This is a genomic window from Bdellovibrio sp. HCB274 (assembly GCF_047306075.1).
Classification (GTDB): Bacteria; Bdellovibrionota; Bdellovibrionia; order Bdellovibrionales; family Bdellovibrionaceae; genus Bdellovibrio.
Genome location: NZ_CP178623.1, coordinates 3,045,349 through 3,068,642 on the forward strand (window position 1 = coordinate 3,045,349; position 23,294 = coordinate 3,068,642).

20 protein-coding genes are annotated in these 23,294 nt (G+C 47.8%); 8 read left to right on the forward strand and 12 right to left on the reverse strand.

The genetic code is table 11. The annotated features are described in order from the left end of the window. Positions 1 to 127: 127 nt before the first annotated feature. The 4 genes from ACLWNV_RS14750 to ACLWNV_RS14765 form a co-directional block, all read right to left on the reverse strand. Positions 128 to 559 (reverse strand): BLUF domain-containing protein, encoded by a 432-nt coding sequence (locus ACLWNV_RS14750; protein ID WP_413585205.1) that lies wholly within the window; start codon positions 557 to 559, stop codon positions 128 to 130. Beyond that, positions 559 to 981 (reverse strand): MaoC family dehydratase, encoded by a 423-nt coding sequence (locus ACLWNV_RS14755; RefSeq protein ID WP_413585206.1) that lies wholly within the window; start codon positions 979 to 981, stop codon positions 559 to 561. The genes ACLWNV_RS14750 and ACLWNV_RS14755 overlap by 1 nt, the downstream gene beginning before the upstream one ends. 9 nt (positions 982 to 990) lie before the next feature. After that, positions 991 to 2,334, reverse strand: a complete 1,344-nt coding sequence (locus ACLWNV_RS14760) for a PhoH family protein (RefSeq protein WP_413587641.1) — start codon at positions 2,332 to 2,334, stop codon at positions 991 to 993. A gap of 137 nt (positions 2,335 to 2,471) precedes the next feature. Further along, positions 2,472 to 2,981, reverse strand: coding sequence for a PilZ domain-containing protein (locus ACLWNV_RS14765; RefSeq protein WP_413585207.1), 510 nt, complete (start codon positions 2,979 to 2,981; stop codon positions 2,472 to 2,474). A gap of 94 nt (positions 2,982 to 3,075) precedes the next feature. Here ACLWNV_RS14765 and ACLWNV_RS14770 point away from each other — a divergent pair, with 94 nt between their 5' ends. Beyond that, complete coding sequence (locus ACLWNV_RS14770; protein WP_413585208.1) at positions 3,076 to 3,978, forward strand: energy transducer TonB; 903 nt, start codon at positions 3,076 to 3,078, stop codon at positions 3,976 to 3,978. A 2-nt stretch (positions 3,979 to 3,980) separates the two neighbouring features. Here the strand turns inward: ACLWNV_RS14770 and msrB are convergent, their stop codons facing one another. Next, complete coding sequence (msrB, locus tag ACLWNV_RS14775; RefSeq protein WP_413585209.1) at positions 3,981 to 4,394, reverse strand: peptide-methionine (R)-S-oxide reductase MsrB; 414 nt, start codon at positions 4,392 to 4,394, stop codon at positions 3,981 to 3,983. A gap of 91 nt (positions 4,395 to 4,485) precedes the next feature. On the opposite strand from msrB, the gene ACLWNV_RS14780 reads away from it, so the two are divergent. The 7 genes from ACLWNV_RS14780 to ACLWNV_RS14810 all read left to right on the forward strand — a co-directional run bounded on the left by ACLWNV_RS14780 (position 4,486) and on the right by ACLWNV_RS14810 (position 9,390). Continuing rightward, complete coding sequence (locus ACLWNV_RS14780; RefSeq protein ID WP_413585210.1) at positions 4,486 to 5,052, forward strand: outer membrane beta-barrel protein; 567 nt, start codon at positions 4,486 to 4,488, stop codon at positions 5,050 to 5,052. Next, positions 5,040 to 6,167 (forward strand): aminopeptidase, encoded by a 1,128-nt coding sequence (locus ACLWNV_RS14785; RefSeq protein WP_413585211.1) that lies wholly within the window; start codon positions 5,040 to 5,042, stop codon positions 6,165 to 6,167. Before ACLWNV_RS14780 ends, ACLWNV_RS14785 begins: the two co-directional genes overlap by 13 nt. A gap of 342 nt (positions 6,168 to 6,509) precedes the next feature. Then, complete coding sequence (locus ACLWNV_RS14790; protein ID WP_413575725.1) at positions 6,510 to 7,121, forward strand: RNA polymerase sigma factor; 612 nt, start codon at positions 6,510 to 6,512, stop codon at positions 7,119 to 7,121. A 24-nt stretch (positions 7,122 to 7,145) separates the two neighbouring features. Next, a complete protein-coding gene (locus ACLWNV_RS14795) occupies positions 7,146 to 7,610 on the forward strand; it encodes a hypothetical protein (RefSeq protein ID WP_413585212.1) in 465 nt (154 codons plus the stop codon). A gap of 11 nt (positions 7,611 to 7,621) precedes the next feature. After that, positions 7,622 to 8,122, forward strand: coding sequence for a hypothetical protein (locus ACLWNV_RS14800; RefSeq protein WP_413585213.1), 501 nt, complete (start codon positions 7,622 to 7,624; stop codon positions 8,120 to 8,122). An 8-nt stretch (positions 8,123 to 8,130) separates the two neighbouring features. Further along, complete coding sequence (locus tag ACLWNV_RS14805; protein WP_413585214.1) at positions 8,131 to 8,616, forward strand: hypothetical protein; 486 nt, start codon at positions 8,131 to 8,133, stop codon at positions 8,614 to 8,616. Positions 8,617 to 8,727: 111 nt separating this feature from the next. Next, positions 8,728 to 9,390, forward strand: a complete 663-nt coding sequence (locus ACLWNV_RS14810) for a hypothetical protein (RefSeq protein WP_413585215.1) — start codon at positions 8,728 to 8,730, stop codon at positions 9,388 to 9,390. Here ACLWNV_RS14810 and ACLWNV_RS14815 read toward each other — a convergent pair. From ACLWNV_RS14815 to ACLWNV_RS14845, 7 genes are all read right to left on the reverse strand, one after another. Beyond that, entirely contained in the window at positions 9,384 to 11,408 is a 2,025-nt protein-coding gene (locus ACLWNV_RS14815; protein WP_413585216.1) for a hypothetical protein, read from the reverse strand. The genes ACLWNV_RS14810 and ACLWNV_RS14815 overlap by 7 nt on opposite strands. Positions 11,409 to 11,605: 197 nt before the next feature. Then, entirely contained in the window at positions 11,606 to 12,613 is a 1,008-nt protein-coding gene (locus tag ACLWNV_RS14820; RefSeq protein ID WP_413585217.1) for a hypothetical protein, read from the reverse strand. A gap of 119 nt (positions 12,614 to 12,732) precedes the next feature. Next, positions 12,733 to 15,501 carry a beta strand repeat-containing protein gene (locus ACLWNV_RS14825; protein ID WP_413585218.1) on the reverse strand — a complete coding sequence of 923 codons (2,769 nt, stop codon included), beginning with the start codon at positions 15,499 to 15,501 and terminating at the stop codon, positions 12,733 to 12,735. A gap of 165 nt (positions 15,502 to 15,666) precedes the next feature. Next, positions 15,667 to 20,751: a beta strand repeat-containing protein gene (locus ACLWNV_RS14830; protein WP_413585219.1), complete on the reverse strand. Its 5,085-nt coding sequence runs from the start codon at positions 20,749 to 20,751 to the stop codon at positions 15,667 to 15,669. Between the two features lie 269 nt (positions 20,752 to 21,020). Further along, complete coding sequence (locus tag ACLWNV_RS14835) at positions 21,021 to 21,380, reverse strand: hypothetical protein (RefSeq protein WP_413585220.1); 360 nt, start codon at positions 21,378 to 21,380, stop codon at positions 21,021 to 21,023. 157 nt (positions 21,381 to 21,537) lie between these two features. Continuing rightward, positions 21,538 to 22,275, reverse strand: coding sequence for a DUF4423 domain-containing protein (locus ACLWNV_RS14840; RefSeq protein ID WP_413585221.1), 738 nt, complete (start codon positions 22,273 to 22,275; stop codon positions 21,538 to 21,540). A gap of 54 nt (positions 22,276 to 22,329) precedes the next feature. Next, entirely contained in the window at positions 22,330 to 23,133 is an 804-nt protein-coding gene (locus tag ACLWNV_RS14845; protein ID WP_413585222.1) for a TIGR02147 family protein, read from the reverse strand. Positions 23,134 to 23,294: the final 161 nt, after the last annotated feature.

The window sequence follows — 23,294 nt, forward strand, 5'->3', positions numbered from 1 at the left end:
TTCAAAGCAATCTCACTCTGGGAAGAGTTCGTAAAATACTTGATCAAAGATTAAAAAATCCCTGTAAATAAGTTCGTCACTTTACGCAAAACCCAGTACTGGCGCGGGTTTGCAGCTATGATATGTACTATTGAAAATTAGGGGCTGCCGCGCGGAAGCGACGAACCAAAGGCATGATAAGCGTCTTGTGATTGATGCCGCTATCCAGACAGGCCTCGAAAAAATCCAGCAGATCCTTCGTGGTATTTGCCTCGATATCACCATCTAAAAACGCCATGGACCAGTCACCGAACAAGCGGCGGTCACTGTTGGTTTCGATCAGAACTTTTAATTCTTTATTGCGGTCGTCGTTACGAATGACATTCACCAGATTGCGAATGCTTTGCTCGTTATCGCCTTCCAAAACCTGCAGGAAATAACCTTCGCGCAAAATTAAGACGCCCGAGATATTATCCCGGGCGTTGTTTCTTCGTGAAGAATTCAAAATGTTACGAATGTCTGTATAACTTAGACTGTCAGAGGCACGACTTACGTAAACAAGATGAAATACAGAGTCCATTATTTAGGAATCGCGAAATCTTTTGCCATCATGATAACAGCTTCGCCCTTAACAACCATATCACCATTGGCTTTGGTCACATTGGTTTCGACCGTTGCGATGCCTTTTTCTTTGCGCATCGCTGTGATTTTGATAGTGATCGTGATCGTATCATCGATAAACACCGGGTTTACAAACTTCATGGATTGACCAAGATAGATACCACCCTCACCGATACACTCTACAAGAGCTCTGGAAATCAGAGCCCCGCAGATCATGCCGTGAGCAATACGGCGGCCAAAACGAGTTTGAGCCGCGTAAGCATCGTCCAAATGAATAGGATTGTGATCCCCAGACAACTCAGCAAACTGACGAACCATTTTATCCGTCACTGTTACTGTTGCTGACTTAGTGAAACCTACATCTACATTTGGAACCTGCATCTCATACTCCTACAAAATATTCGCTGCCAACTCTGCAAGCGGAGAACGTTCACCCTTAGTCAGGGTCACGTGAGCCGCAATGGCGTGGCCTTTAAATCTTTCAACCGCGTACGTCAGACCGCTGTTCGCTGAATCCACGTATGGGTTATCAATCTGATAAACGTCACCTGTCAGGACAACTTTCGTCCCCTGACCAGCACGCGTAACAATTGTCTTGATCTCGTGCGGAGTCAAGTTTTGTGCTTCGTCCACGATCAGGTATTGCTTCGGAATGCTGCGACCGCGAATATATGTCAGCGGCTCGATGTTAAGCATGCCTTGATTGATCAATTCCTGAGCACGACCCGCTGCTTTTTTGTCCGCACCCATCAGAAACTCAACGTTATCGAAAATTGGCTGCATCCAAGGATTTAATTTCTGCTCGATGTCACCAGGAAGGTAACCGATATCGCGACCCATTGGGAAGATCGGACGGGAAACCAGCAAACGCTGGAACTGACCTTGATCCAAAGTTTTGTGCAAACCAGCAGCGATCGCCATCAAAGTTTTACCCGTACCGGCTTTACCCACCAAAGAAACGAACATGATTTCGTCATTCAGCAAGCAGTCCAGGGCAAAAGCCTGTTCCACGTTGCGGGCGTGAATACCCCAGATGGAATCTGCTGCCTGAACCAACGGAACAACCGCTTTTGCCTCAAGGCTATAGCGACCGATTGCCGAGTGATTTGGGTTAGATTGATCCTTCATGATCACATATTGATTCGCGTATAACTTAGCGTCAGTTTCGAAACGCTTTTCTTTATAGAAAGCATCGATTTGCGCTGGAGTGATATTCAACTCCTGATAGCCTTCGTACAAATCGTCGCGGTTGATATCATTCGCATCGTAGTCATTCGCAACGACACCGTAGACGTCAGCTTTGATACGAAGATTGATGTCTTTGGTAATCAGCTCAACTTTGTAGCGTGGATGTTGTTTTTGTAAAGCCAGCGCCGTATTCAAAATACGGTTGTCCGCCTTTTGGGAGTCCATCTCTGCCGGCATGCCCGCAAGCATGTAGTCGGTGTTGATGTAGACCATGATTTCAGTGTTTTCAATCTGCACACCACTTGCCAAAGAACCCTTGGCACGAAGTACGTCGATAAAGCGGCTGAATTGACGGGCATTTCGACCGTTCTCACCCTGATCTCTTTTGAATCTGTCGACTTCCTCGATGACGGAGATAGGAATATGAACATCAGCCTCTCCAAAGCGCATAATCGCCTGGGCATCGAAAAGGATCACATTGGTATCTACAACAACTTTTCTGCGTTTAGCTTTGCTCAAGGACAACCCTCCGTAGTAGCACGGCATATCGCCGTGACAAAAAGACAATGGGACTTGAGGCATCCTAGCCTGCGGTTAGTCCCACAGCTAAATTGCAACAAATCCCACGACCAAAGTCTACGGAAAAGGGTTTCCTGACTGAAATATTACTTTGAACGACTCTCTTACGAGATGTTGGACACTTGAACGTCGCCAGAGTCCGTTTTTAACGAAGCGCTGACGTTCTCTATGAACTTAACAAAATGATGAAGTGCAACATCATTCAACGTGCCCTTCACAAAGTTAGCACCGTGACGAATTGTTCCTTCATCTTCGATAGCGCGGATATTTGAAACATTGATTGTGAATGGAAAATAAGTGGAGTGATTTAGATAGACGCGCATTGCGACTTCTTCATCCAACTGGAAGCTGCCTTCCTGAGAGTCTAAATCGAAGGCCAAACCGTTTTCGGAGATGTCATACAAAGCCACTTTCATCAGGCCTTGCTCTGGAAGAACCACGAACGCACCCACGAACTCTGTCAAAATGGTGCGCTTCACATCACGACGCTCGCGACTTAGCATTTCCTGCCGAGCCTCTGTCATATCCAAGACCTCACCTTTGCTGCCTTTGTGGCCAATTTCCAAAGAATTCTGAGTTCTTAGGCGTGTCGTAATGTCTAAAACTTTCCCCATTAAATCCCCCTGTGAGTGTAAGAACTTATCGGCAGAAAACGTTTCAACTTTAGCCACCTTGCACTTTGGTCCAGTTCCGGCTTAAAATGAGACAATGAAGAGGATTCACGCGTATATATTCGTAACCATGGCGATCAGCTTGCTGCTGCATCTGGGACTTATCACGGGAGTGATTGTCCTAGCTCCTTTGTTTGAAACGCCAAAAGCGGAGACGATTGAAATCAGCCTGGCTCCTCCACCACCACCCAGTGGCCCCAGCAAACCTAAAAACAATCAACAGATTGTTCGCCAGGCCCTGGCGCCTGATAAATTGAAAGCTCCGGACGATGAAACCATGGCGCGCTTTCTTTCCGAACAACGCCAGCGCGTGCGCAAGGAAATGCAAGCCGCTGATTCCGGCATGACAGAGAACCGCACGAACACATCCACCTTGCCAAAACCTGCGTCAGAAAAGACCAAACAACAGGCGCAGCAAAAAACTGAGGTCGATAAAACTGAAACCGACAAAGACGGTTACCGCGCAGTGGATGTCGCAAAAGAACTGGCTGCGATGAATGCGCTAAACCAGGGACAATCCACTGTCGGCGAGCTTCTGCCCACCGATGTCAGCATCGGATCCTTCACTGCACTGAATACGGATCGCTATTTGTTTTATTCGTTCTATGCACGCATCGAAGAATTAGTGCGCTATCGCTGGGAATCCCGCGTGCAAACAGCCATCAATGGCATGGATCCATCTATGGCGATGAGCTTAAGCCGTCGCAACTGGAATACCCAGGTTGAGTTTTTGCTGGATAAAAAAGGCTTTTTGCAAAAAGCCATCATCATGAAGGAATCGGGAATTAAGAATTTCGATGCCGCTGCTGTTAATGCATTCCGCGAAGCCCGCATCTTCCCAAATCCCCCACAGGAAATGATCGAAGACGACGGCTACATTCATCTGCGCTACACTTTCACAGTGAACTACATGCCACCAACACTGGTGAACAGTCGCTAAAACTATTTTTTAGGAACGAACTTAAGGGCGGCAGAGTTTATACAATAACGAATGCCCAACGGTGGCGGTCCATCATCAAACACATGACCCAGGTGCCCGTTTGAATCCTTCGCGCGCACTTCGATGCGAATCATGCCGTGGGAGAAATCGGGTTTTTCCACAAGCACATCTGGAGAAATCGGTTTCGTAAAACTAGGCCAACCACATTCGGAATCAAATTTATCTTCGCTGGAAAATAAGGGCACACCGGAAACCGCATCGACATAGACACCGGGTTCGGTATGCTTCCAAAATTCATTTCTAAAGGGTGCTTCGGTGCCGTTCTCGACCATGATCCTATACTGCTCAGGAGTGAGCAATTTTTTGAGTTCTTCTTCGCTTTCGGGCAACCCGCATTTTAAAACCTTTTCATTCATTGGACCATGGTAGAACTTCTTGGCCATTTAGTCCAGACACGGGCAGATTTCATGTCACTCGCCACTAAGCCTTGGTAATATCTGAGGTTATATGAATAGATTTTTATTCGTTCTCATTTCGACTTTCATGTTCGCGCTATCAGCACAGGCAATTAACATTGAGTTGGGAGCCCAATACGGCCACAAAACTCAAACCTATGACACCAACAACTATAATGAAATGGAATCAATCACTGGTTCCATGTCCTTCTATTTGTGGGAACGAATTGCTCTGGAGCTGAGCTATACCGATGCTCAATCTGTGGTTGTGTCCAAAGCCTACACCACCGACCCAAAACGTACGACGGTTCAAAGATCGCAGATTCTGGGTGCAGATTTGATTTTGATTCTGGCAGACAAAAAAGCGTTGTTTCAGCCTTATATCAAAGGCGGGGTCGCGCAGATCAATCGTAAACAGACGATTAAAATTGAAAATCAGGACACTTACGAAAACGCGCCGGAAAACGCCATTGCACCGTCTTACGGTGTGGGCTTAAAGGTGCAAATCACGCAGTCCATGGGATTGAAATTCAGCTATGATGCCTGGGAAACTCCAATTGGTGGCGGCTCTAAAACGAATGACTCTGCAATCCGTGCGGGTATTACGTGGATGCTGTAAAATACACGCTGGTACTTCTCCCGCTCCTAACCGGCTGCCAAATCAATTACCTGGCAAGTTCTGCATACAACCAAATGAAATTGCTAAACGCCCGCGTTCCGATTGAACAGGCGTTAAAAGATCCGAACATTTCCACACAGGAAAAAAGCAAACTGGAACTTGCTCAGAAAGCACGGGCCTTTGCGGAAAACGATCTGCACCTGAAACCCACTGAAAATTACACCTCTTACGTAAAATTGGATCGTCCCTATGTCACTTATGTGGTGAGTGCCGCTTACAAGTGGGAGCTTAAGCACTATCAATGGTCCTACCCTTTCGTTGGCAAGATGCCTTACAAAGGTTACTTCAACGAAGCCTCTGCCAAAGAAGAAGAACTGGATTTGCAAAAAGATGATCTCGACACTTACATGCGGGGCGTTTCTGCCTATAGCACTCTGGGTTGGTTTAAGGATCCGCTTTTAAGTTCGATGCTGCGCTATAAAGATTATGATCTGGTCAACACCATCATCCACGAAACTGTGCACGCGACCCTCTACATTAAAGGCTCTGCCGATTTTAACGAGCGCCTGGCAATGTTTTTGGGGAATAAGGGTGCGGAGCAATACTACTTAAAAGTGGAAGGTGAAAACTCCCCCACACTGGCTGCGATTAAAAAAGATAACGAGGACGACAGGATTTTTTCCAAGTTCATCTCTGAAGAACTGCGTGACTTAGCGACCTGGTACAAAAATGTCCCGGTCGAGAGTCATACTGAACACCGCCGTATGGAACGCATTGCGGGCATTCAGGAGAAATTCAAAACCCAAGTTCTGCCTAAGATGAAAACCAAGAACTATGAAAAGTTCGCGACCACTCCGATGAACAACGCCCGATTGTTGGTTTATAAAACCTATTTGTCGGATCTTGCTGACTTTGAAACTCTGTACGAACAAAGCGGCGGTAACTTTCAGGTCTTTATTGAACGCTGCAAATCTTTGGAAAAAGAAAAAGATCCCGCGCAAAAACTAAAAGAACTGATTGGCACAGCAAATGAAAATGAGCTTCGCGCCAATAATTCAACGGCGGAAAACCAACTGGACCAAAAGAAAAAAGAAACGCAGATTCCCAAGCACTAATGCCCTCTCTATATATTGTCCGGCATTTCGCCACCGAATACTTACTCTAATAAAATGAACGCTTTATCGCGGGGACGCGCTCAAATGCTCCCCCTCCGCTTTAGACGTTTTGTCCCATAACAAATGCTTATACGTCCCATAACAAATTCCTAAAAAACTAAATTAAATCATATATTTAGGGCCAACTTGACCCCGAACTTCTGGCACCCAGATTGCTATACAGAAAGATGTAGGCACTTCGGTTTGGGGGAAAGAATTTACGAGGCGCTGGGGGGAGTTGAAAAGCTCTTCTGGGAAAAAAATTCAGGAAGTTAACCGAATTTATACAGAAGCGAGTCATATATGCAGAAAGATCTAATTGGAATATCGGATCTTGAACTGGTTGAGAAAGTTAAATCTGGAGACAGACGCTTTTTCTCCGAACTCGTGAAACGACATCAAAGAAGTGTGCTGCGCTTGAGTTTGAGATTCATGAAGGATATGGACGCCGCGGAGGACGTTACTCAGGAAGCTTTCATCAAAGCTTATGAGAAACTGAATTCCTTTGAGGGGCGTGCTTCCTTCAAAAGCTGGTTGTTTCAGATTGCCGTGAACACTGCTCGTAACAAACTACGTGAGTTCAAAAGAGACACGGTGGATTTTGAAAACGTGAATCTGGCAGTAGATGCGGAGGCTGAAAACACTCTCGTTCACACGGCGGTGGCTGACATCCTTCAGAAAGAAGTAGACAAGCTGCCATTGAAGCAAAAAACAGCTTTGGTTCTGCGCGTGTACGAGGATCTTAGCTTTAACGAAATCGCTGATATCATGGAATGTCCATATGATACAGCCAAGGCAAACTACCGCCACGCCTTGTTGAAATTGCGCCAGACTTTCGAGGAGCAAGAAGACCTTAAAAGATGGAATGAAGATGTTGGTGGTTTTTTCCAAACTTATGCTGAAGCGGAAGGATAACATTGAATGGATCAAAGAGAGAGCATGAACCGTTTGGACAAGGTCCGCAAGAACCTCAAGGCGAGTGATGACCTTGAGGTTCCCATGAGTGATGATTTTTTTAATCGGCTTCACGATAAAATCATGTCTGAAGTCGATAAAACTGAAATTGCGCCCCCTCCCGTCCTGATGCGGCCGCGAAATATGTTACGAGCCCACTGGCGTGGTTGGCTTTATCCAACCGGCGGCTTGATGTCTGTCGTATTGGCGACAGCTATTTTGGTTCCTCATTTCGCAAAAGTATCTCAGGGTATGCAGCGTGCCGGCTTATTAAGCGATGGACGCGAACGCATTGTCATGGAAGCGGTGTTGTCACCCGAAGACTTGTCCCAGACTTTAATCTCCAGTCAGACGGATTCTGACTTTTTTGTGGACGTTGCCCGCGAATCATCTGAAAATTTCAGAGTAGCCAAACTCAATAAAATTGTAGGTGGTCGAGCGACACGCTAGATCACCATCGGGTGATCAACGTGCGTCTGACTTTTCTGATCTTTCTTATTTCAGCTTTCCTGATTCAGCCCCTGGCTGTGTTTGCTCAAGGCAAAACCGTTGCCAAACGCAACCAGCTTGAGGAGCTGATGATCTGGAAAATGAGTGATGAACTGAAGCTGACTGCGACAGAAGAAAAAAAATTTTCCGATATCATCAAAAATTTAAATCTTAAAAAATCAGAACTGAATCGCTCTTTGCAAAACTCCCTGCAAACTTTGGTGAATACAAAAGATGCGAAGAAAATGGAACAAGAGTTCACGGTTTACAAGAAAACCCTGCAGTCGTTTAACAAAATCAGCGAAGAAGAGCTGGATAAGTTAAAACCTTTGCTGGGCACTGAGCGCACTGTTCAGTATTTGCAGATCAAACAGGATCTTGCCACACGAATTAAAGCCACCTTGACCAACCCGGATGCTCCGATAAAAGATGACAAGAAGCCACTGCCGGCTCCTAAAGTTATAATCGAGTAAAATTAAACATGTCATTGCAGCTAGCATTTTCAGTCGCCGACAAAACGACGACGATTAAACTTAACGGAACTTTGAACGAATACTCCTCGTCCCTGGATGGCGTGGAAGTGAATCCCATGTTTGATTTGAATCTGGATTTGCAAGGCCTGACTGCCATTAACTCTTTGGGCATTCGTAATTTTCATTCGTGGATTTACAGTATTGAATGCCAGCGCCTGCGCCTGTTTCATGTTCCGCGGGTTTTTGTAAATCAGATGAATCTGGTCGCGGGTTTTCTGCCACCGAAAACTGAAATCGAAAGCTTCTTTGTTCCCTACTTTAGCGAAAGCACGGGCGAGGAGATCGCGGTGCTATTTACCAAGTTTTTGGAGTACAAAAGCATAGCCGGGAAAATAAAAATCAGTTACCCGGTTGTGACAGATGCCGAAGGAAAACCCATGGAGTTGGACGTTTTAGAGGATCAATATTTCCGCTTTTTGGATTCTTACAATTAATTAACCGATAAATGGAACACTTGCGCAGCGCGGATCTCACGGCTCAGCGCGCTAATTAATGCAAAACTATAAATTGTGTGGCGACATACGACCTTGATTTGAGGGGTGAATATGTCCGTTTTTGCAAAGCTAGTATTAGCCGCCGTTTTGTTTGCTCAACCTACATTTGTAAACGCCGCTGATGAACTTTTAAATGGTGGCGACGTGATCGCCTGCCCTGGTTATGAAGTTCCATCTTATCAGTCGCTGGATATTTTTGAGGGCGCGAATGTTTATGGTCTAAAACCTACAGAGTTCCGCATTACCACTGACTACAAAGTCATTCTTAACCAAATCATCGATCGTCTCGCGAAAGTGGATGCAGAACGTGCAAACCGCTATCGCATTTATCTGAACAAATTTGAAGAACAAGCACGCATTGTTCCTGGCGAATTCAGCAATATCCGCGATGAAGGTTTTCACACCGTTCCTGAAGGCTGTTCATTGAAACAGGCAGCAGCGCAGTTTAGAAAGCACACTCCAGAAGGTATCAAGTATATTTTCAATCAGACGATCTGGAATGAAATGAAAGCGCCAACCAGAGCCGCTTTGGTTTTGCACGAACTGATCTATCGCGAGGCTTTGCTGCCTCAGTACAACGCTAAGTCTTCTGCACGTGTTCGTTACTTCAATGCGTTTTTGCACTCGTCAAAAATGAATAATATTGATTTTAACACTTACGTGAAAGCGGCTACGTTTTCAGGCTTCCACGTTCGTCCCTCTAAGAATCAGTAACCTCTGAAGAACCATGTCGGGGGAGCAGTACACTCCACTTTAGTGGACCCAGCTCCTCCGTTAGCGTAACCGGTACCGGCAGTTACGCTGAGCGTGCCTGAGTAAGATCCTGTACAATAGATGGCAATACGGCCTCCGCCGCCTCCGCCGCCTTTGGCAGGATCACCATTACCACCTTTCGCAGAAATTCCACTTGTAACTGAAAAAACATTTTTAGCTGTGATCCAAATACTTCCGCCAGATCCACCGCCACCGTAGCCGACAATATAAGAACTACCGTCTGCATTTAAATTTCCACCTGCACCAATTGTCAAACTGTTGGATATTATAAAACGTAAAGCTCCCCCGCCACTACCACCGTGGCCGCGTCCGCTGGTATTACTACCGCCACCGGATCCCAACGCAATGGGTGCGGTCGCGGATCCGATTGTTCCACCACCACTGGTGGATCCGTAGCCGCCACCACCAGCACCGCCATGGCCACCGCCGCCGCCACCTGCGGTTCCTGAATCACTGGCACCCGGCCTGTCCCCGGTACCAGCTATCCCTCCATCAATAGAAGAGACCTTAGCAGAGGGTGCGATCGTAATATTATTGTAGGTGTAAGTTCCGCTGGTAAGAGTGGACGTCACTGGAAAGTAAAGATTGTTATTCGCAGTATCCACTATGACAACGGATCCCACCGTGGCATTGGGGCTAAGGCCAGAACCAAAATTTACATTATAAGTTAAAGACGAACTTAATGTGCCCGAATAATGAATGGCAATTCTTCCTCCGCCGCCAGCACCACCAACACCCGTGCCACCAACTGCCTGAATAGTTCCGTTTCCTGCAACGTTCCCGGCCACAATCCAAACGCTTCCCCCAGACCCGCCGGCCGGCTTTCCCGTACCCGCACTTACTTGAGCGGGCATTCCGTCGGCATCAATTGGACCATTGATGGTGATTGTTCCGGTTGCAACAAGTTTGATAGCTCCACCACCCTCACCACCAAATGAATAAATGGTTGCCGGCACTCCGCCACCCGAGCCGGTGTCCTGAGGCTCAAGTGTTGACCCGTAAGTTAAGCCACTGTTCACAACATTGGTCGCCGAACCGCCAGCTCCGCCCCGTCCGCCATAACTTCCGCCACTGCAATCCGAACCGTTACAAATTCCTTTACCACTGCCCAGATTTTTTTTAGATCCCAAACCTTGAACTGAAAGACTTCCCGCTGCATCGACGTAAATGTTACGGAAGGAGTAGGTTCCGTTTGCAACCATTGAAGGACTATTAACATAAAGATCGTTATTGAGTGAATCGATCAACAAAGCAGAGCCGGCATATCCCATGAACATTGCCGACGAAGTACCTCCACTTGCTGAAATCACGCCAGAATAGGTGCTGGCGTTGTAGTAAACTGCAACCGCTCCACCGCCGCCTCCACCAGAACTGCCTGATACGCCATTGCCACCATTTGCCCTAATGGGCCCGGCTCCGGCCAGTGTACCAGCTTGGATCCAAACACTTCCACCGGCTCCGCCGCCCGCCATCGTACCGCTACTGCCGGAGGGATTTGTGCCATTGGCGGAAATATTACCTGTCACAGTTAATGTGCCCGAAACTTGAAGTTTGATTGCACCGCCACCGGCACCCGGCGTATTACCCGCATACCCGATACCACCGCCAGACCCTAACGTAGTGGGCTCAAGTGAAACTGCGTAGGGAGTACAAAACGCCCCCAGCTCTTCCCCGTATCCACCGAAACCGCCATGACAACCACCCATGGACTCGGCGCCTTTACCTATACCCGCGTTCCCGGCATAACCCTTACCATTTGCATTGATGCTTCCGCTGGATCCCACAGTGATGGTGTCAGCGATGATGATAACGCCTGAATTGGTCGTAGTGTCTCCGTTAATTGTAAGAGTGGAATTTACGATCAAAGTTGTAAAAGTGTAGGTACCAGGATTCAGAGTTACGGCTCCGGTGATAGTCACAACACCTGCCGATGTGTAGTCTGCGGGTGACTTAGTCACAGTTGTCCAGTTCTCATCTGCATGAGCATTTACTATTGTGAACAGGGATATTAAAAAAAATGGGATCCCAAACGTACTAAATTTCATCTTTTACAGTTTAACAAATTCACCCGCATAATCACGAGAACGAACAAAGAGACGAGTCAAAACAAGACTTATATTTGACCGTACTAAATATCCTTCAGGGAAACGCTTAACTAATAGCACTTAATAACGATCACGCCGGCACCGCCGTTGCCGCCCTTGGATGTACTTGTACCGGCACTTCCGCCGCCGCCACCGCCGTATTTACCGCCGGCTCCGCCCACTTTTGCGGAACCATTGGCACCACCACCACCGCCGCCAGCTCCTGCTGTTGGCGTGATATCGGTACCATCGCCTCCGGCACCACCGTTCCTCGCCGCGTATCCGCCTCCACCGCCGCCGCCATTGGAGCCGGGTCCGCCATCATTGCTGGTCCCAGTTCCTGCTCCAGTGCCTGCGAAGTTCTTACCTCCGGCACCACCGTAGGAACCTCCGACTGAACCTGCTGTACCGCCACCACTTCCGCCGCCACCACCGGCACCGAAATTAGTTGCAGCACCTTTACCGCCAATTGCACCTGCACCATTTGGTCCTGCGGCACCACCGCCACCAGAGCCCGGAGGTCCCGTATTGTTGGGTGATGCACCACCAGCTCCGCCACTATACTTGATATCACCAACGCCCAGAGTTTCATCACCGCCCGCTCCGCTGCCTGCTGTACTGGTCGTGCCTGCACCACCACCTTTGGCTCCGGTGATGACGGCTGTTCCGGAAATCGATGCGCAGTTCGATGTGCTGTTGCAAATGTAAGTATCACCACCTGCAGTTGCTGATCCTGCAGCGGCAACACCACCAGCGCCTATTTTAACTGTGACTGTGGAACCAGGAACCAAGCTTGTGACGTCTTCAGATTTTGAATATCCGCCGCCGCCACCGCCTCCGCCGCCGTTGCTGGAGCTCGATGTTCCGGCGCCACCGGCACCAATCACTTCAATCGAATTATTATTTGTCCAACCAGTCGGTACGACCCAGGTTGTGCCCGAAGTGACTTCATAAACTCCGGGACAGCCACCACCACCAGGTGATTTCCAAAAATTAAATGGGATTATCTGCGCCATCGCGCTTACAGAAGTGAACATCAAGGACGTGATTATTGGGAGATAAAACGTTCCAAATTTCATACCTAAAATAATAACGAACGTTCACAATTGTCCGCTATGAAAAACCCACTAGCTATCTAATTTGGGACTTTTCTCGAGTGAAGATGGGGAACGTGAATTAGGAAACAGGACGAGTGTATTTAGTAACCGCGGAAGAACCACGGATTCAAGGCAGAGCGAACGTCAACCAGCGACGAACAAGCGGTCGTCAATCCCCCTGACGAAGCCCGAACATAAATCACACCCGTATCGTCATAGCTCATGCCGGAATAGGCCGCGACCCCAAGACTGGTAACGGCCGTTCCTGATAAAGCACCACTTGCCATGACTGTGCATGCTCTATCGGCATAAGCCACGACACTCACCGCACCGTTAAACGTAATATCCAATAAGTTATTCGGATCACGTCCCTCGACAATCGGTTGTTGAGCAAAGAGTTGTTCAGTCACCGCAGTTGATGAAGGTTGGGTGGCAAACACCAGCTGTGTCGCTGGATTTGTAGCCACAGCAATTGCGGATGAGCACGCCGAGGTCAGAGCACCAGAGGTGGCTTTTAAATAGATCGTGGCCATTCTTGTGTAGTTCACTCCGCTGTACACCGAATATCCACTGGAAAACACGCCGGAGCTTCCATTGTTTAAAATTTGCGGCGCCGCTGTTGTGCAGGTGTTGTCAGTGAACGCCGTTAAAACAATCGAAGTACTATATTCTACGACGACGTTTCCAAGAGCATCTTTGGCTCCAGTAATTGGTTGTTGAGTAAATGAAATGCCTTGCACCGCAGATGTGGAAGGTTGTTGATGATAAAACAATGTTGTCGGAACACCGATCGCCGCAGTCGTTGCGGTTCCATTAGCACCACCAGTATGACCGGTACCTTTATTTACGTTAAGAGTTCCCGAATAGGTTCCGGAATAGTAAATGGCGATTCGTCCTCCGCCGCCAACCCCACCGTTGCCATCGCCATTTCCGCCACGCGCAGTAATCCCATTTGTAACTGAAGTTAAATTTTTGGTATTGATCCAAATACTTCCGCCTGAACCACCACCGCAAGTATTGTTAACGACGTTATTTCCATTGGCCGTCAGATTAGCGCCTGTATTGATCGTAAGAGTATTAGCCACGATCAATCGAATCTGACCACCGCCAAAACCTGGGGCACCAGCAGTACCGCAGCTACCGCCGCCCGAACCCAGATCTGTGGGCGTTGCTGCGACACCATAGGTGCCACCACCTGCTCCACCAGTACCGGCACTCCCGGCACCACCGTAACCACCACCACCGCCTCCGCTGCCCGAAGACGTTCCTTTTCCGGTGCCGGTGTCGCCGGGATTTCCTTCCAAGGCCCACACCTTTACACCAGCTGCAAGTGTGATGTTATTAAAACTGTAAGTGCCATTTGAAATTGAACTGTTCACTGGGAATGATAAATCGTTAGTTGTCGTGTTGATCACAACAACAGAACCAGTTCCAGATCCATCATAGTTATTATTCCATCCCGCGCCCGGCGCTGCTGTCAAAGTCAGCGATGAACTGAAACTTGTTGAATAGTAAATAGCCAAACGCCCACCGCCGCCAGCGCCGCCCAGAATAGTCGTGTCCGAGTGGACAGCCCCATCACCGCCCATTACTGAAATGGTGCCATTTCCTGAAACTGAATTGGCGATAATCCAAATACTGCCACCAGAACCACCACCGGGAAAGTCATCGTCTGTATAATACTCTCCCGCATAGCCTTCAGAACCTAAAATTCCATTAACGGTAAGAGTTCCACTAAGAGTCAGCTTAATTGCTCCGCCACCAATGCCTCCTGGCGAAGTACCCACTGCGCGACCACCACCGCCCGAGCCTTGAGTTGTGGGTTCTAAGGCGGAACCATAAGTAGCAGTAAAGTTTGCCATGGCCCATTCGCCTCGCCCGCCATGACTAGCGCCTGAGCCATAGGAACTGTAAAAAGCTCCCTTACCAGTGCCAGTATTGCTTTTACTTCCGTGCGCTGAATTATCTAAGGTTGCACCAGCATTGATGGTGATATTGCGAAATGAATAACTCCCGTTTGAAAAAGTGGAATATGATTTAACAACAAGATCATTATTGACGTGATCCAGATAAAGCAGAGATCCAGGCTTACCTTCATATCCACTGTAACCGGTATTACTGGTTCCCCCTGCGACTGAGGCCGTTCCAGTAAAGCTGTCCGTGGCATAACTAAATAGAATACGACCGCCGCCACCTGCACCTTTACTATTGGCATTGGGACCACCATTTGCGCGAACGGTTCCGTTGCCAGTGATAGTTGCGCCCTTCAACCAAATACTGCCACCCGAGCCGCTTCCGCTTGTAACACCAGCACCTGTTGAATCTGTGCCATTCATTGAAATCGTACCTGTCACTGTTAAGGTGCCTGAGGCTTCAAGCTTAATGGCCCCACCACCTACGCCCGGCGTATTAGATTGCTTACCGCCCGGGGAACCAATTGTCGTCGGTGCGATCGGATTGCCATACTGAACGCAGTTATCCATGGGTTTAGATGTGCCGGCAAGTCCACCATGACAACCACCAGTTGCGCCGGTTCCATCTATTAAGCCCTTCCCCGTCCCCGTAATGTTCGAGTAGCCACGACCATTTCCATCGATGGTACCGGTAATAGTAATAGTGGTTGCATTAATAACAACGCCAGTACCTGTTCCCGTGTCGGAATTCACCAGTAAAGTGACGCCCGTATTTAAGATAAGAGTTGAGAATGTGTACGTACCTGGATTGAACGTCGTGGCACCCGTAATGGTAACCACGCCCGCTGAAGTATAGTCTCCAGGGTTCTTTGTGCCTGTCCAATTCTCATCCGCGCGAGAGTTCACACAGGTGAACATCAAGAGGATGAACAAACCAATTACGTACAAACGTTGCATACCTAATTATAAAATTATCAATTTTTTTTGACTACCTATTATGATTTGTTTCCCAACTTGGGACAGCTACTGTCAGCAGTCATAGATTCGAAACTACTGCAAATAGAATGGGGGCAAACAATGCCCCCGCGCTTTTCTAAGAATGTAAAGTTCAAGAGTCTGCAATTAGTTTGCGTAACCGCTGCTCCAGTTTACGTAGACTTTAGAACCGATGCGCATGAATGAATACACGGCATTTGTACCTGATGGCGTAGCATTTGTCGGTAGGAAATAGAAGCTACCACCTGATCCACCAGTCAACGTATTCGGTGAAGTTTGCCCGAACGTACATGATCCAGAGAATGTGCTTGAAGCTGTAATTGCCAGTGTATACACACCACCATCAATCATGTTTACGAAAGTCAATTGCGAGCCGCAATTCGTTGTGATGGACTGAGTATTACCATTAGCCCAATCAACCGTTGTGCCTGACGGAACCTCATAGCTTTTACCGCGGATCGAACCCGTTACTACCAACGCCTCACCTGAAGTTGGAGCGTTCACGGTTACGTTACCGGCGCTGCCCACAACCACACGAGTTGTGTTGTTGGTTTCAAGATTCAAGGCATAACCGTCGTTTGTACCTACTGTCGCAGCTGCAGTATAAGAGTTACCACCATTCAGCAATGGAGAGTTGTTACAGATAACCTCGCCAGAACCATTGAATGTTACATACTGACCAGTTGCACAGCTGTATGCGGAAAGCCCGCCCGAGCTGTTCGTTGCAACCATGCGACTTGCAGTCAATCCCGTATTAGCGGACCAATCAACACTGACCACGCCAGAAGCAACGGAAAGACCGGAACCAACTTGCACAATACCTTTTGCAGCGGCTGTTGCATCATTCACTGAAATCGTTGGTGTCGTCGAACCATTGGCAACAACAACTGGCAGAGTACCGGAAACAGTCGTCACTCCCGCTGCTGCAGGTGCTGCCCATTTCACGCCACCAGCTTCTGCGGTATCGACCATCAAAACCTGACCGTTCGTTGTACTTGCCGGCAAACGAATGTTGTTAGTGCCGTTATGAACGATCATGTCACCTTTAGTAGTTAGCGGCGAAAGTGCATTGAAAGCTGCTGTCTGAGTCGTTTGACCTGTACCACCGCTGGCGATAGGCACCGTGTTCAGAACGATATTAGATGCAGAAATCGCCAACGGAGAGGAAACTCCCAACGTCGTATAAGTACCGGCACCTGTTCTTTGAACGATACCTGTAGACGCCAAACCATTCAATTCAGTTGCTACATTCGATCCCCATCTCATACCACTGGTTTCAGCACTGTCAGCCACTAGAACCTGACCGTTCGTACCAACACTCAACACCATTGGAGCTGAGGAGCTGCGAGTAATGATGTCACCTTTTGCTGCCAACGGAGAAAGTGCTGCGAAACCTGCTGCTGCAGACGTTTCACCAGTACCACCTTTATTAATTGGTACTGCGCTTGAGAAATTGGCAGGATCCACTGCAAGACCGGAAGCATTCACGCTAACTACACCACCAGCAGTTACAGAAAGACCTGAACCGATTTGCACTACACCCAGCGCCGCCGCTGTTGCTGCACTGATACTGATATCTTTAGTTGTAGTACCTGTTACAGAAAGTGGAGCATTTGCAGTCACATCAGTGATGCTGCCGGTTGGAGCATTGATCCATTGCAAGCCACCTGCAGTAGAAGAAAGAATCTGACCTGTAGTTCCTTTTGCCAAACGAACGCTGTTAGTGCCATCGTGAGTAACGATATCACCCGCAGTTGTTAGTGGAGAAAGTGCATTGAAACCAGTTGTTTTGGTTGTAGCACCCGTACCACCACTTGTGATTGGCACTGTGAAGTTGATCGAAGAAGCTACGATGCCTGTTAGATTTGAACCGTCAATTGCAGGCAACTTACCATCTGCACCAATTTTTACGATGTTATTTGCAGCCGTACCTGTATTCAAGGAAGCCACGCCAGCAGTAACGGAGATACCGGAGGTCGCAGCATCTGTCAGGAACTGAACTGTACCTTTTGCCGCGTAAGAAGCGTCACCCGGAGCACTGCCCGTAGCATCATCAGCCATAACCCAGTTACCAGATTGATATTTCAAAATCTTACCATCAGCGATACCAGTTGTAACAACCGGAACGCCTTTGATTTTATCTACTGACGTTGCACCTTGCGTACCGCTGACATCACCGACCAAGCTACCTGTGAAATCAGCAACAGAAGTCGGCGCACTGATCCAGGCCAGGCCGCCCGCTGTGGAAGATAGAATCTGTCCCGCAGTTCCTCTTGCCATACGAACACTGTTGGTACCATCGTGAGTTACGATGTCACCAGCTGTAGTTAGTGGAGAAAGCGCGTTGAAACCAGTCGTTTTAGTTGTGGCACCCGTACCACCTTTATTAACTGGTACTGCAGCTGTGAAGTTCGCTGGATCTACTGCCAAACCGGAAGCGTCCACACTTACCACTCCACCTGCGGTCACAGAAAGTCCGGAACCAACCTGAACAACACCCAGTGCAGATGTTGTTGCCGCACTGATGCTGATATCTTTAGTGGTTGTACCCGTCACAGAAAGTGGCGCATTCGCAGTCACATCAGTGATGCTGCCTGACGGAGCATTAATCCATTGCAGGCCACCTGCTGTGGAAGAAAGGATCTGACCTGCAGTTCCTTTGGCCATGCGAACATTGTTTGTACCATCGTGAGTAACCAAATCACCCGCTGTACTTAACGGTGAAAGATTGTTGTAAGCGCCAAGTTTCGCCGTCGCACCAGTACCACCATTTGCGATCGGCAAAGTACCTGACAACGAAGAAGCCACGATATTAGTTAAGTTGGAACCGTCAATTGCAGGCAACTTGCCATCTGCACCGATTTTTACGATCTGGTCAGCCGCATTACCAAAGTTAACTTTTGCGACGCCAGAGCCATCGACAATAATACCAGATGTTGTTGCGTTAGAATCAAACTGCACTAGGCCCGTACCTGTATAAGATGCCACGCCTGGTGTACCGCCCGTATTATCATCGGCCAGAATCCATTTACCGCCACCTGAAGTGTCGTACTTAAGAACCTTACCGTTCGCAACTCCCGTCATATCAACGGATTTACCTCTGATACCTTCAACAACCGTCGCACCCTGAGTACCAGTAACATCTCCAACTAAAGAGCCAGAGAAGTTAGCAACAGTCGAAGGCGCCGGAAGATTTGTAAGCTGGGAACCATCAATTGCCGGAAGCTTGCCAGTACCATCAACGACAACGACCTTGCCAGCTGTTGTACCTGAATCAACGACCAAAGAACCAGTATCCAATTTTAGGCCTGCACCAAAAGAAAGACCCAAGTCAGAACCTGTGACATTCAATGGAGCCGCAGTACCCAGTGCTGCATAAGATCCAGCACCTGTTCTTTGCACGATACCCGTGCCAACGATAGTAGTTAAATCAGTTGCTGTTGGAGAAGCCCACTTCATACCGGTTGCTTCACCAGAATCAGCTGTCAACACCTGACCATTAGTTCCTACGGATAAAACTGCAGGAGCCGTAGCTGTGCGGGAAATCAAATCACCTTTTGCAGCCAATGGAGAAAGTGCCGCGAAAGCACCTGCTGCAGTTGAAGCACCAGTACCACCGTTTGCAATCGGAAGAATACCTGACAACGAAGAAGCTACAATATTAGTAAGTGCAGAACCATCTACAGCCGGAAGTTTTCCAGTGCCGTCCAATTTAACGATTTGATCTGCACCAGTACCGAAATTAACTTTCGCAACACCTGAACCATTTACGATCACACCTGAAGTGGCCGCATTAGTATCGAACTGAACAAGCCCCGTAGCTGAGTAGGAAGCCACACCAGGCGTACCACCCGTATTATCGTCAGCTAAAACCCATTTACCGCCGGCAGCCGTGTCGTACTTCAACACTTTGCCATTCGCAACGCCAGTCATATCAACAGTTTTGCCTCTGATGCCTTCAACAACTGTCGCACCTTGAGTACCAGTTACATCGCCAACCAAAGAACCAGAGAAGTTAGTAACTGTTCCTGGCGTTGGAAGGTTCGTAAGATTCGAACCATCGATTGCAGGAAGTTTGCCGTCAGCACCGATTTTTACGATTTGATTTGCAGCTGTACCGGTGTTGACTCTTGCCACACCGCTGGCAACAGTAATACCTGATGTATCAGCATCAGTTTGGAATTGAACGATACCTTTCACAGTGTATGACGAATCAGAAACTGTGGAACCAGAGTTATCATCCGCGAACACCAAATTACCTGATGAGTATTTCAGAACTTTACCGTCAGCAACACCCGTCGTAACAACCGGATAACCTTTAACTTTATTCACTGAAGTCGTGGATTGAGTTCCGGAAACGTCACCGCTCAAAGATCCTGAGAAGTTAGTTGCAGTACCTGCAGTCGTAGCTGTCGTCGCCGTTGTTGCACTCGAAGCCACAACACCTGTTAGTGCAGAACCATCAAGAGCAGGAAGTTTACCAGTACCATCCAATTTTACGATTTGATTGGCACCCGTACCGAAGTTCACGCGCGCCACACCACCCGTTACCACGATACCGGAAGTGGCAGCGTCAGTAAGGAATTGCACAAGACCTTTAATAGAGTAGGAAGCATCGATCGCACCCGTACCTGCCGGAGTCGAGCACGTCATCATTGTACCGTTGTAGCTTAAGAACTGACCTGTAGTACAAGTGCTCACGTCTGTTTTTCTGATATAGTCCGTTGGCATCAAGCCACCGAAAGATTCCGCAGTGAGAGCATTCGTTGCATAAGGCACAGAACGAATTTCTGAAGCCGGAGTGATGTGATTCCAAACTGTATTACCGTTTGGATTAAACTGCACATCCAGGAAGCGGCGATCACTTGAAGATACCAGGAATGAACCACCCTCAGCACAACTTACTGTCGCTGAGTTGTTCATGTATTGATGTACTTTTGCAGAAACATTTGGAAAATTCGCTGTACCTTCACCAATCGCTACGTCGAACAAACCCGTAGCTGAAACTGGCACCAGATCTTTTTGTTCACGATACAACGTACAGTTCGGGTTATTGCCCCCAGCCGTATCCACCATGATGGAAAAGCTGAAGGAAGCCATGGTAAAACCAGGACTGCCGCCCGATGAATCTGTGATTCTTCCTTGATAAGAAAATGTGGAAGGAGTCGCATTTGCGAGTTCAAACGCGAACAAAGAAATGAACATACACATGATTCGAATTTTGCTGAATCTTGATATATTGGTTCTGTTCACGGTTCCTCCACGTACATGCCGAAAGCGACTTTGACTCCATATTTTTCGGTGGGATATTGAAATTCCTGAAGTTTTCCCAATAAAAAAACCTGTTCCTAAATATGAAACACTTTTGAGTACATAATACATTTGGTTAAAAAGTAGTGAAATGAGACGTATCCCGCCAGATCCTAACAAGGCGTTAATGAACCGGGCTAATGTAACCACAAATGTGAGCAGGAAACTGATTAAGGGATCAAGGCAAGTCTTTGCAACCTCTGGCAAAGACGAAGGTTTCTAGCATTGTGACCCTGGATTTGGTCAGCGGGATTGCAGAAAAGGTTCAGACAGGACTGGATAGCGACGTCGTCCTGTGCAGAAATTTGGTAACAGCTCTGTTTAGTTTCCGTCAGTAATTCAGCGGGAGTTGAAGCTTCTGGTGATGATGAAGGGGTTGATGTTGATGACAAATCAATCGACTCATCAGCGACGAACACGGAACTCTTGCCCAGCAGGTTTTCGGTGCCCAGCTTTGCGCAATTCTGATAGCCCATCAGAACAATTGGCGTTCCCAATACAATGACGAGCTTACTGAAACTGAACCGCATCTCACCCCCTGCCAAGAACTCTTCATGCAAATTCAGGGCATAGCTAAAATCACCACGTCCGCGATCAAGCTGGATTTAGACTGTTGATATTTTTATTTTTGCGCATTCCCTTAACAGGGAAAAATGGGAGTTTCCCGGGGCGAATCAATTTGAGAATTTACGTCGGAGTTTCTGTGTTTTCACTGACGTCCGTCAGCGGATACAGCTGCACAGAAAGATTGTACACCTGAGTTTTCGGACCATCTTCCAAAAGCATTGCGATTTTGTGACGGAACTGAGTGATCAGTTGCTTCGCCTCTTCAATTTTTTCAACGTTGGTGGGAATCGTGATGTTGGTAAAATTTCTTTTCGCAGGAGGAACTGTCAGCAAGGCATTCTGGGCTTTACCCAGAACCGCGCAGTGACCTTGAACGATCGCAGCCCTTGGAATATCAGTGGTTGTGGTAAACTGTTGAGGCAAACGCTGCCAGCGTCCATTCTTCATCTTAATGATCTGAAGTGATTGCAGAAGCTCCAGGCACTCGGCGACTTTTTCATTGCTCAACGCCAGACGTTTTGCGATCCACTCTGTGGAGCTGTCAAAATCATCCGTCTTCATTAGATTCAAAATTGCATAAGGTTCCCACGTAGTGATCACACGCAATTCCTGCTCTTCCAAAACTTTTTGGAAGCTTAAGCGTTTCGCGCGCACGCTGATAAATCCCGAAAGGGTTGCCTGGTCTTCCTGGCTAAGACTTAAACCGTAAGCAATTTTTTCTGAATAGTGATTACTAAGTGGACGGCGTTCGTGAAAAATTTCATTCAAACGCCCGGGAGAGATGCCCGCTTTCTGAGCCAGAGCACGCATGGAAAAACGGGCGTTTTTCTTTTGCATGTCTTCTAGTTTTGCACTCAAAAAGCTATTTAAAGTCATCGGTGTCCCTTACGGGGGACACCATAGCTTAACAATTTAAACTTTATCAAGCTCGACGCGAGGCGACTGATGCAGATTCGCTCCAGATGACGATTTCGCAACATCTTGAGAGATCGAAAGGGGGAACATTTGAATGTTTAGAGAGTAAACTTCGCTCTGTGTTCCTTGTTGCAACAGGCGCAAAATACGACCACGGAAACGTTCGATCATGCGCTCCGCCACAGGAATTTGCTGAGGATTCACCGTCAACGTCACCCCCGTGTAGCTGGAGTTCATATCCAGTTCCATTGCTTGGCTGGCTTTTTCCAAATACTTCTTATAGTGGCTACGGCCTTCTTCGCCAGAGCATTCATAGGAAGTAATCAAACGGCGGTGGACGATCTCGATGCCGCGCTCTTCCTGACGAATCAGCTCCATGCGCTCAAGGTTCGCCAACGCCTGCTCGACAGATTCGGGAGTCAGACCCAAACGGTCAGCAATCCAGTTCACATCATCATTGCCGTTGGAAATTCTTAGCAAATTCAAGATAGCGTATTCTTCCCAACCACCCATGATCGCATTGCTCTTCATTCCGACCACGCGGTCTGAGCTGAAACGGCGGGATGTTACAGAAATATAAGATCTCAATTGCTGACGTTCATCTTGATTCAACCCCAACCCTGTCGAGATTTTTTCAAAATAGAACTCCGAAAGAGGACGTTTGCCGCGAATCAGTTCGCTCAAACGGCCTGGTGTAATGCCGATCTTATACGCAACCATACGCAAAGAAATGCGTCTGTTGCTTCTGCGAAGTTCTTCAAATTTGTTCATCATGAATTCTGTAATAGTCTGGTTTTGCATGGGCCCAGTATTGTGTAAGTGGACATAATTATCCAGAGATCCCAAGGGCTTACCCTCACTAACCGCTCCCTCAGTTAAATCACGGGAACAAGATCACGGTTTGTGGAACACTATTTAAGCCCACCGAAGTTATGGGCAAAGCGGAAAAAACCGAATAGTTC

What these genes read in the sequence shown, in the direction of transcription:
- ACLWNV_RS14770 (WP_413585208.1), top strand. Translation starts at nt 3,076, where the DNA reads ATGAAGAGGATTCACGCGTATATATTCGTAACCATGGCGATCAGCTTG.
- ACLWNV_RS14835 (WP_413585220.1), bottom strand. Translation starts at nt 21,380, where the DNA reads ATGCGGTTCAGTTTCAGTAAGCTCGTCATTGTATTGGGAACGCCAATT.
- ACLWNV_RS14780 (WP_413585210.1), top strand. Translation starts at nt 4,486, where the DNA reads ATGAATAGATTTTTATTCGTTCTCATTTCGACTTTCATGTTCGCGCTA.
- ACLWNV_RS14750 (WP_413585205.1), bottom strand. Translation starts at nt 559, where the DNA reads ATGGACTCTGTATTTCATCTTGTTTACGTAAGTCGTGCCTCTGACAGT.
- ACLWNV_RS14790 (WP_413575725.1), top strand. Translation starts at nt 6,510, where the DNA reads ATGCAGAAAGATCTAATTGGAATATCGGATCTTGAACTGGTTGAGAAA.
- ACLWNV_RS14765 (WP_413585207.1), bottom strand. Translation starts at nt 2,981, where the DNA reads ATGGGGAAAGTTTTAGACATTACGACACGCCTAAGAACTCAGAATTCT.
- ACLWNV_RS14830 (WP_413585219.1), bottom strand. Translation starts at nt 20,751, where the DNA reads ATGTGTATGTTCATTTCTTTGTTCGCGTTTGAACTCGCAAATGCGACT.
- ACLWNV_RS14795 (WP_413585212.1), top strand. Translation starts at nt 7,146, where the DNA reads ATGAACCGTTTGGACAAGGTCCGCAAGAACCTCAAGGCGAGTGATGAC.
- msrB (WP_413585209.1), bottom strand. Translation starts at nt 4,394, where the DNA reads ATGAATGAAAAGGTTTTAAAATGCGGGTTGCCCGAAAGCGAAGAAGAA.
- ACLWNV_RS14845 (WP_413585222.1), bottom strand. Translation starts at nt 23,133, where the DNA reads ATGCAAAACCAGACTATTACAGAATTCATGATGAACAAATTTGAAGAA.
- ACLWNV_RS14825 (WP_413585218.1), bottom strand. Translation starts at nt 15,501, where the DNA reads ATGCAACGTTTGTACGTAATTGGTTTGTTCATCCTCTTGATGTTCACC.
- ACLWNV_RS14755 (WP_413585206.1), bottom strand. Translation starts at nt 981, where the DNA reads ATGCAGGTTCCAAATGTAGATGTAGGTTTCACTAAGTCAGCAACAGTA.
- ACLWNV_RS14760 (WP_413587641.1), bottom strand. Translation starts at nt 2,334, where the DNA reads ATGCCGTGCTACTACGGAGGGTTGTCCTTGAGCAAAGCTAAACGCAGA.
- ACLWNV_RS14820 (WP_413585217.1), bottom strand. Translation starts at nt 12,613, where the DNA reads ATGAAATTTGGAACGTTTTATCTCCCAATAATCACGTCCTTGATGTTC.
- ACLWNV_RS14810 (WP_413585215.1), top strand. Translation starts at nt 8,728, where the DNA reads ATGTCCGTTTTTGCAAAGCTAGTATTAGCCGCCGTTTTGTTTGCTCAA.
- ACLWNV_RS14805 (WP_413585214.1), top strand. Translation starts at nt 8,131, where the DNA reads ATGTCATTGCAGCTAGCATTTTCAGTCGCCGACAAAACGACGACGATT.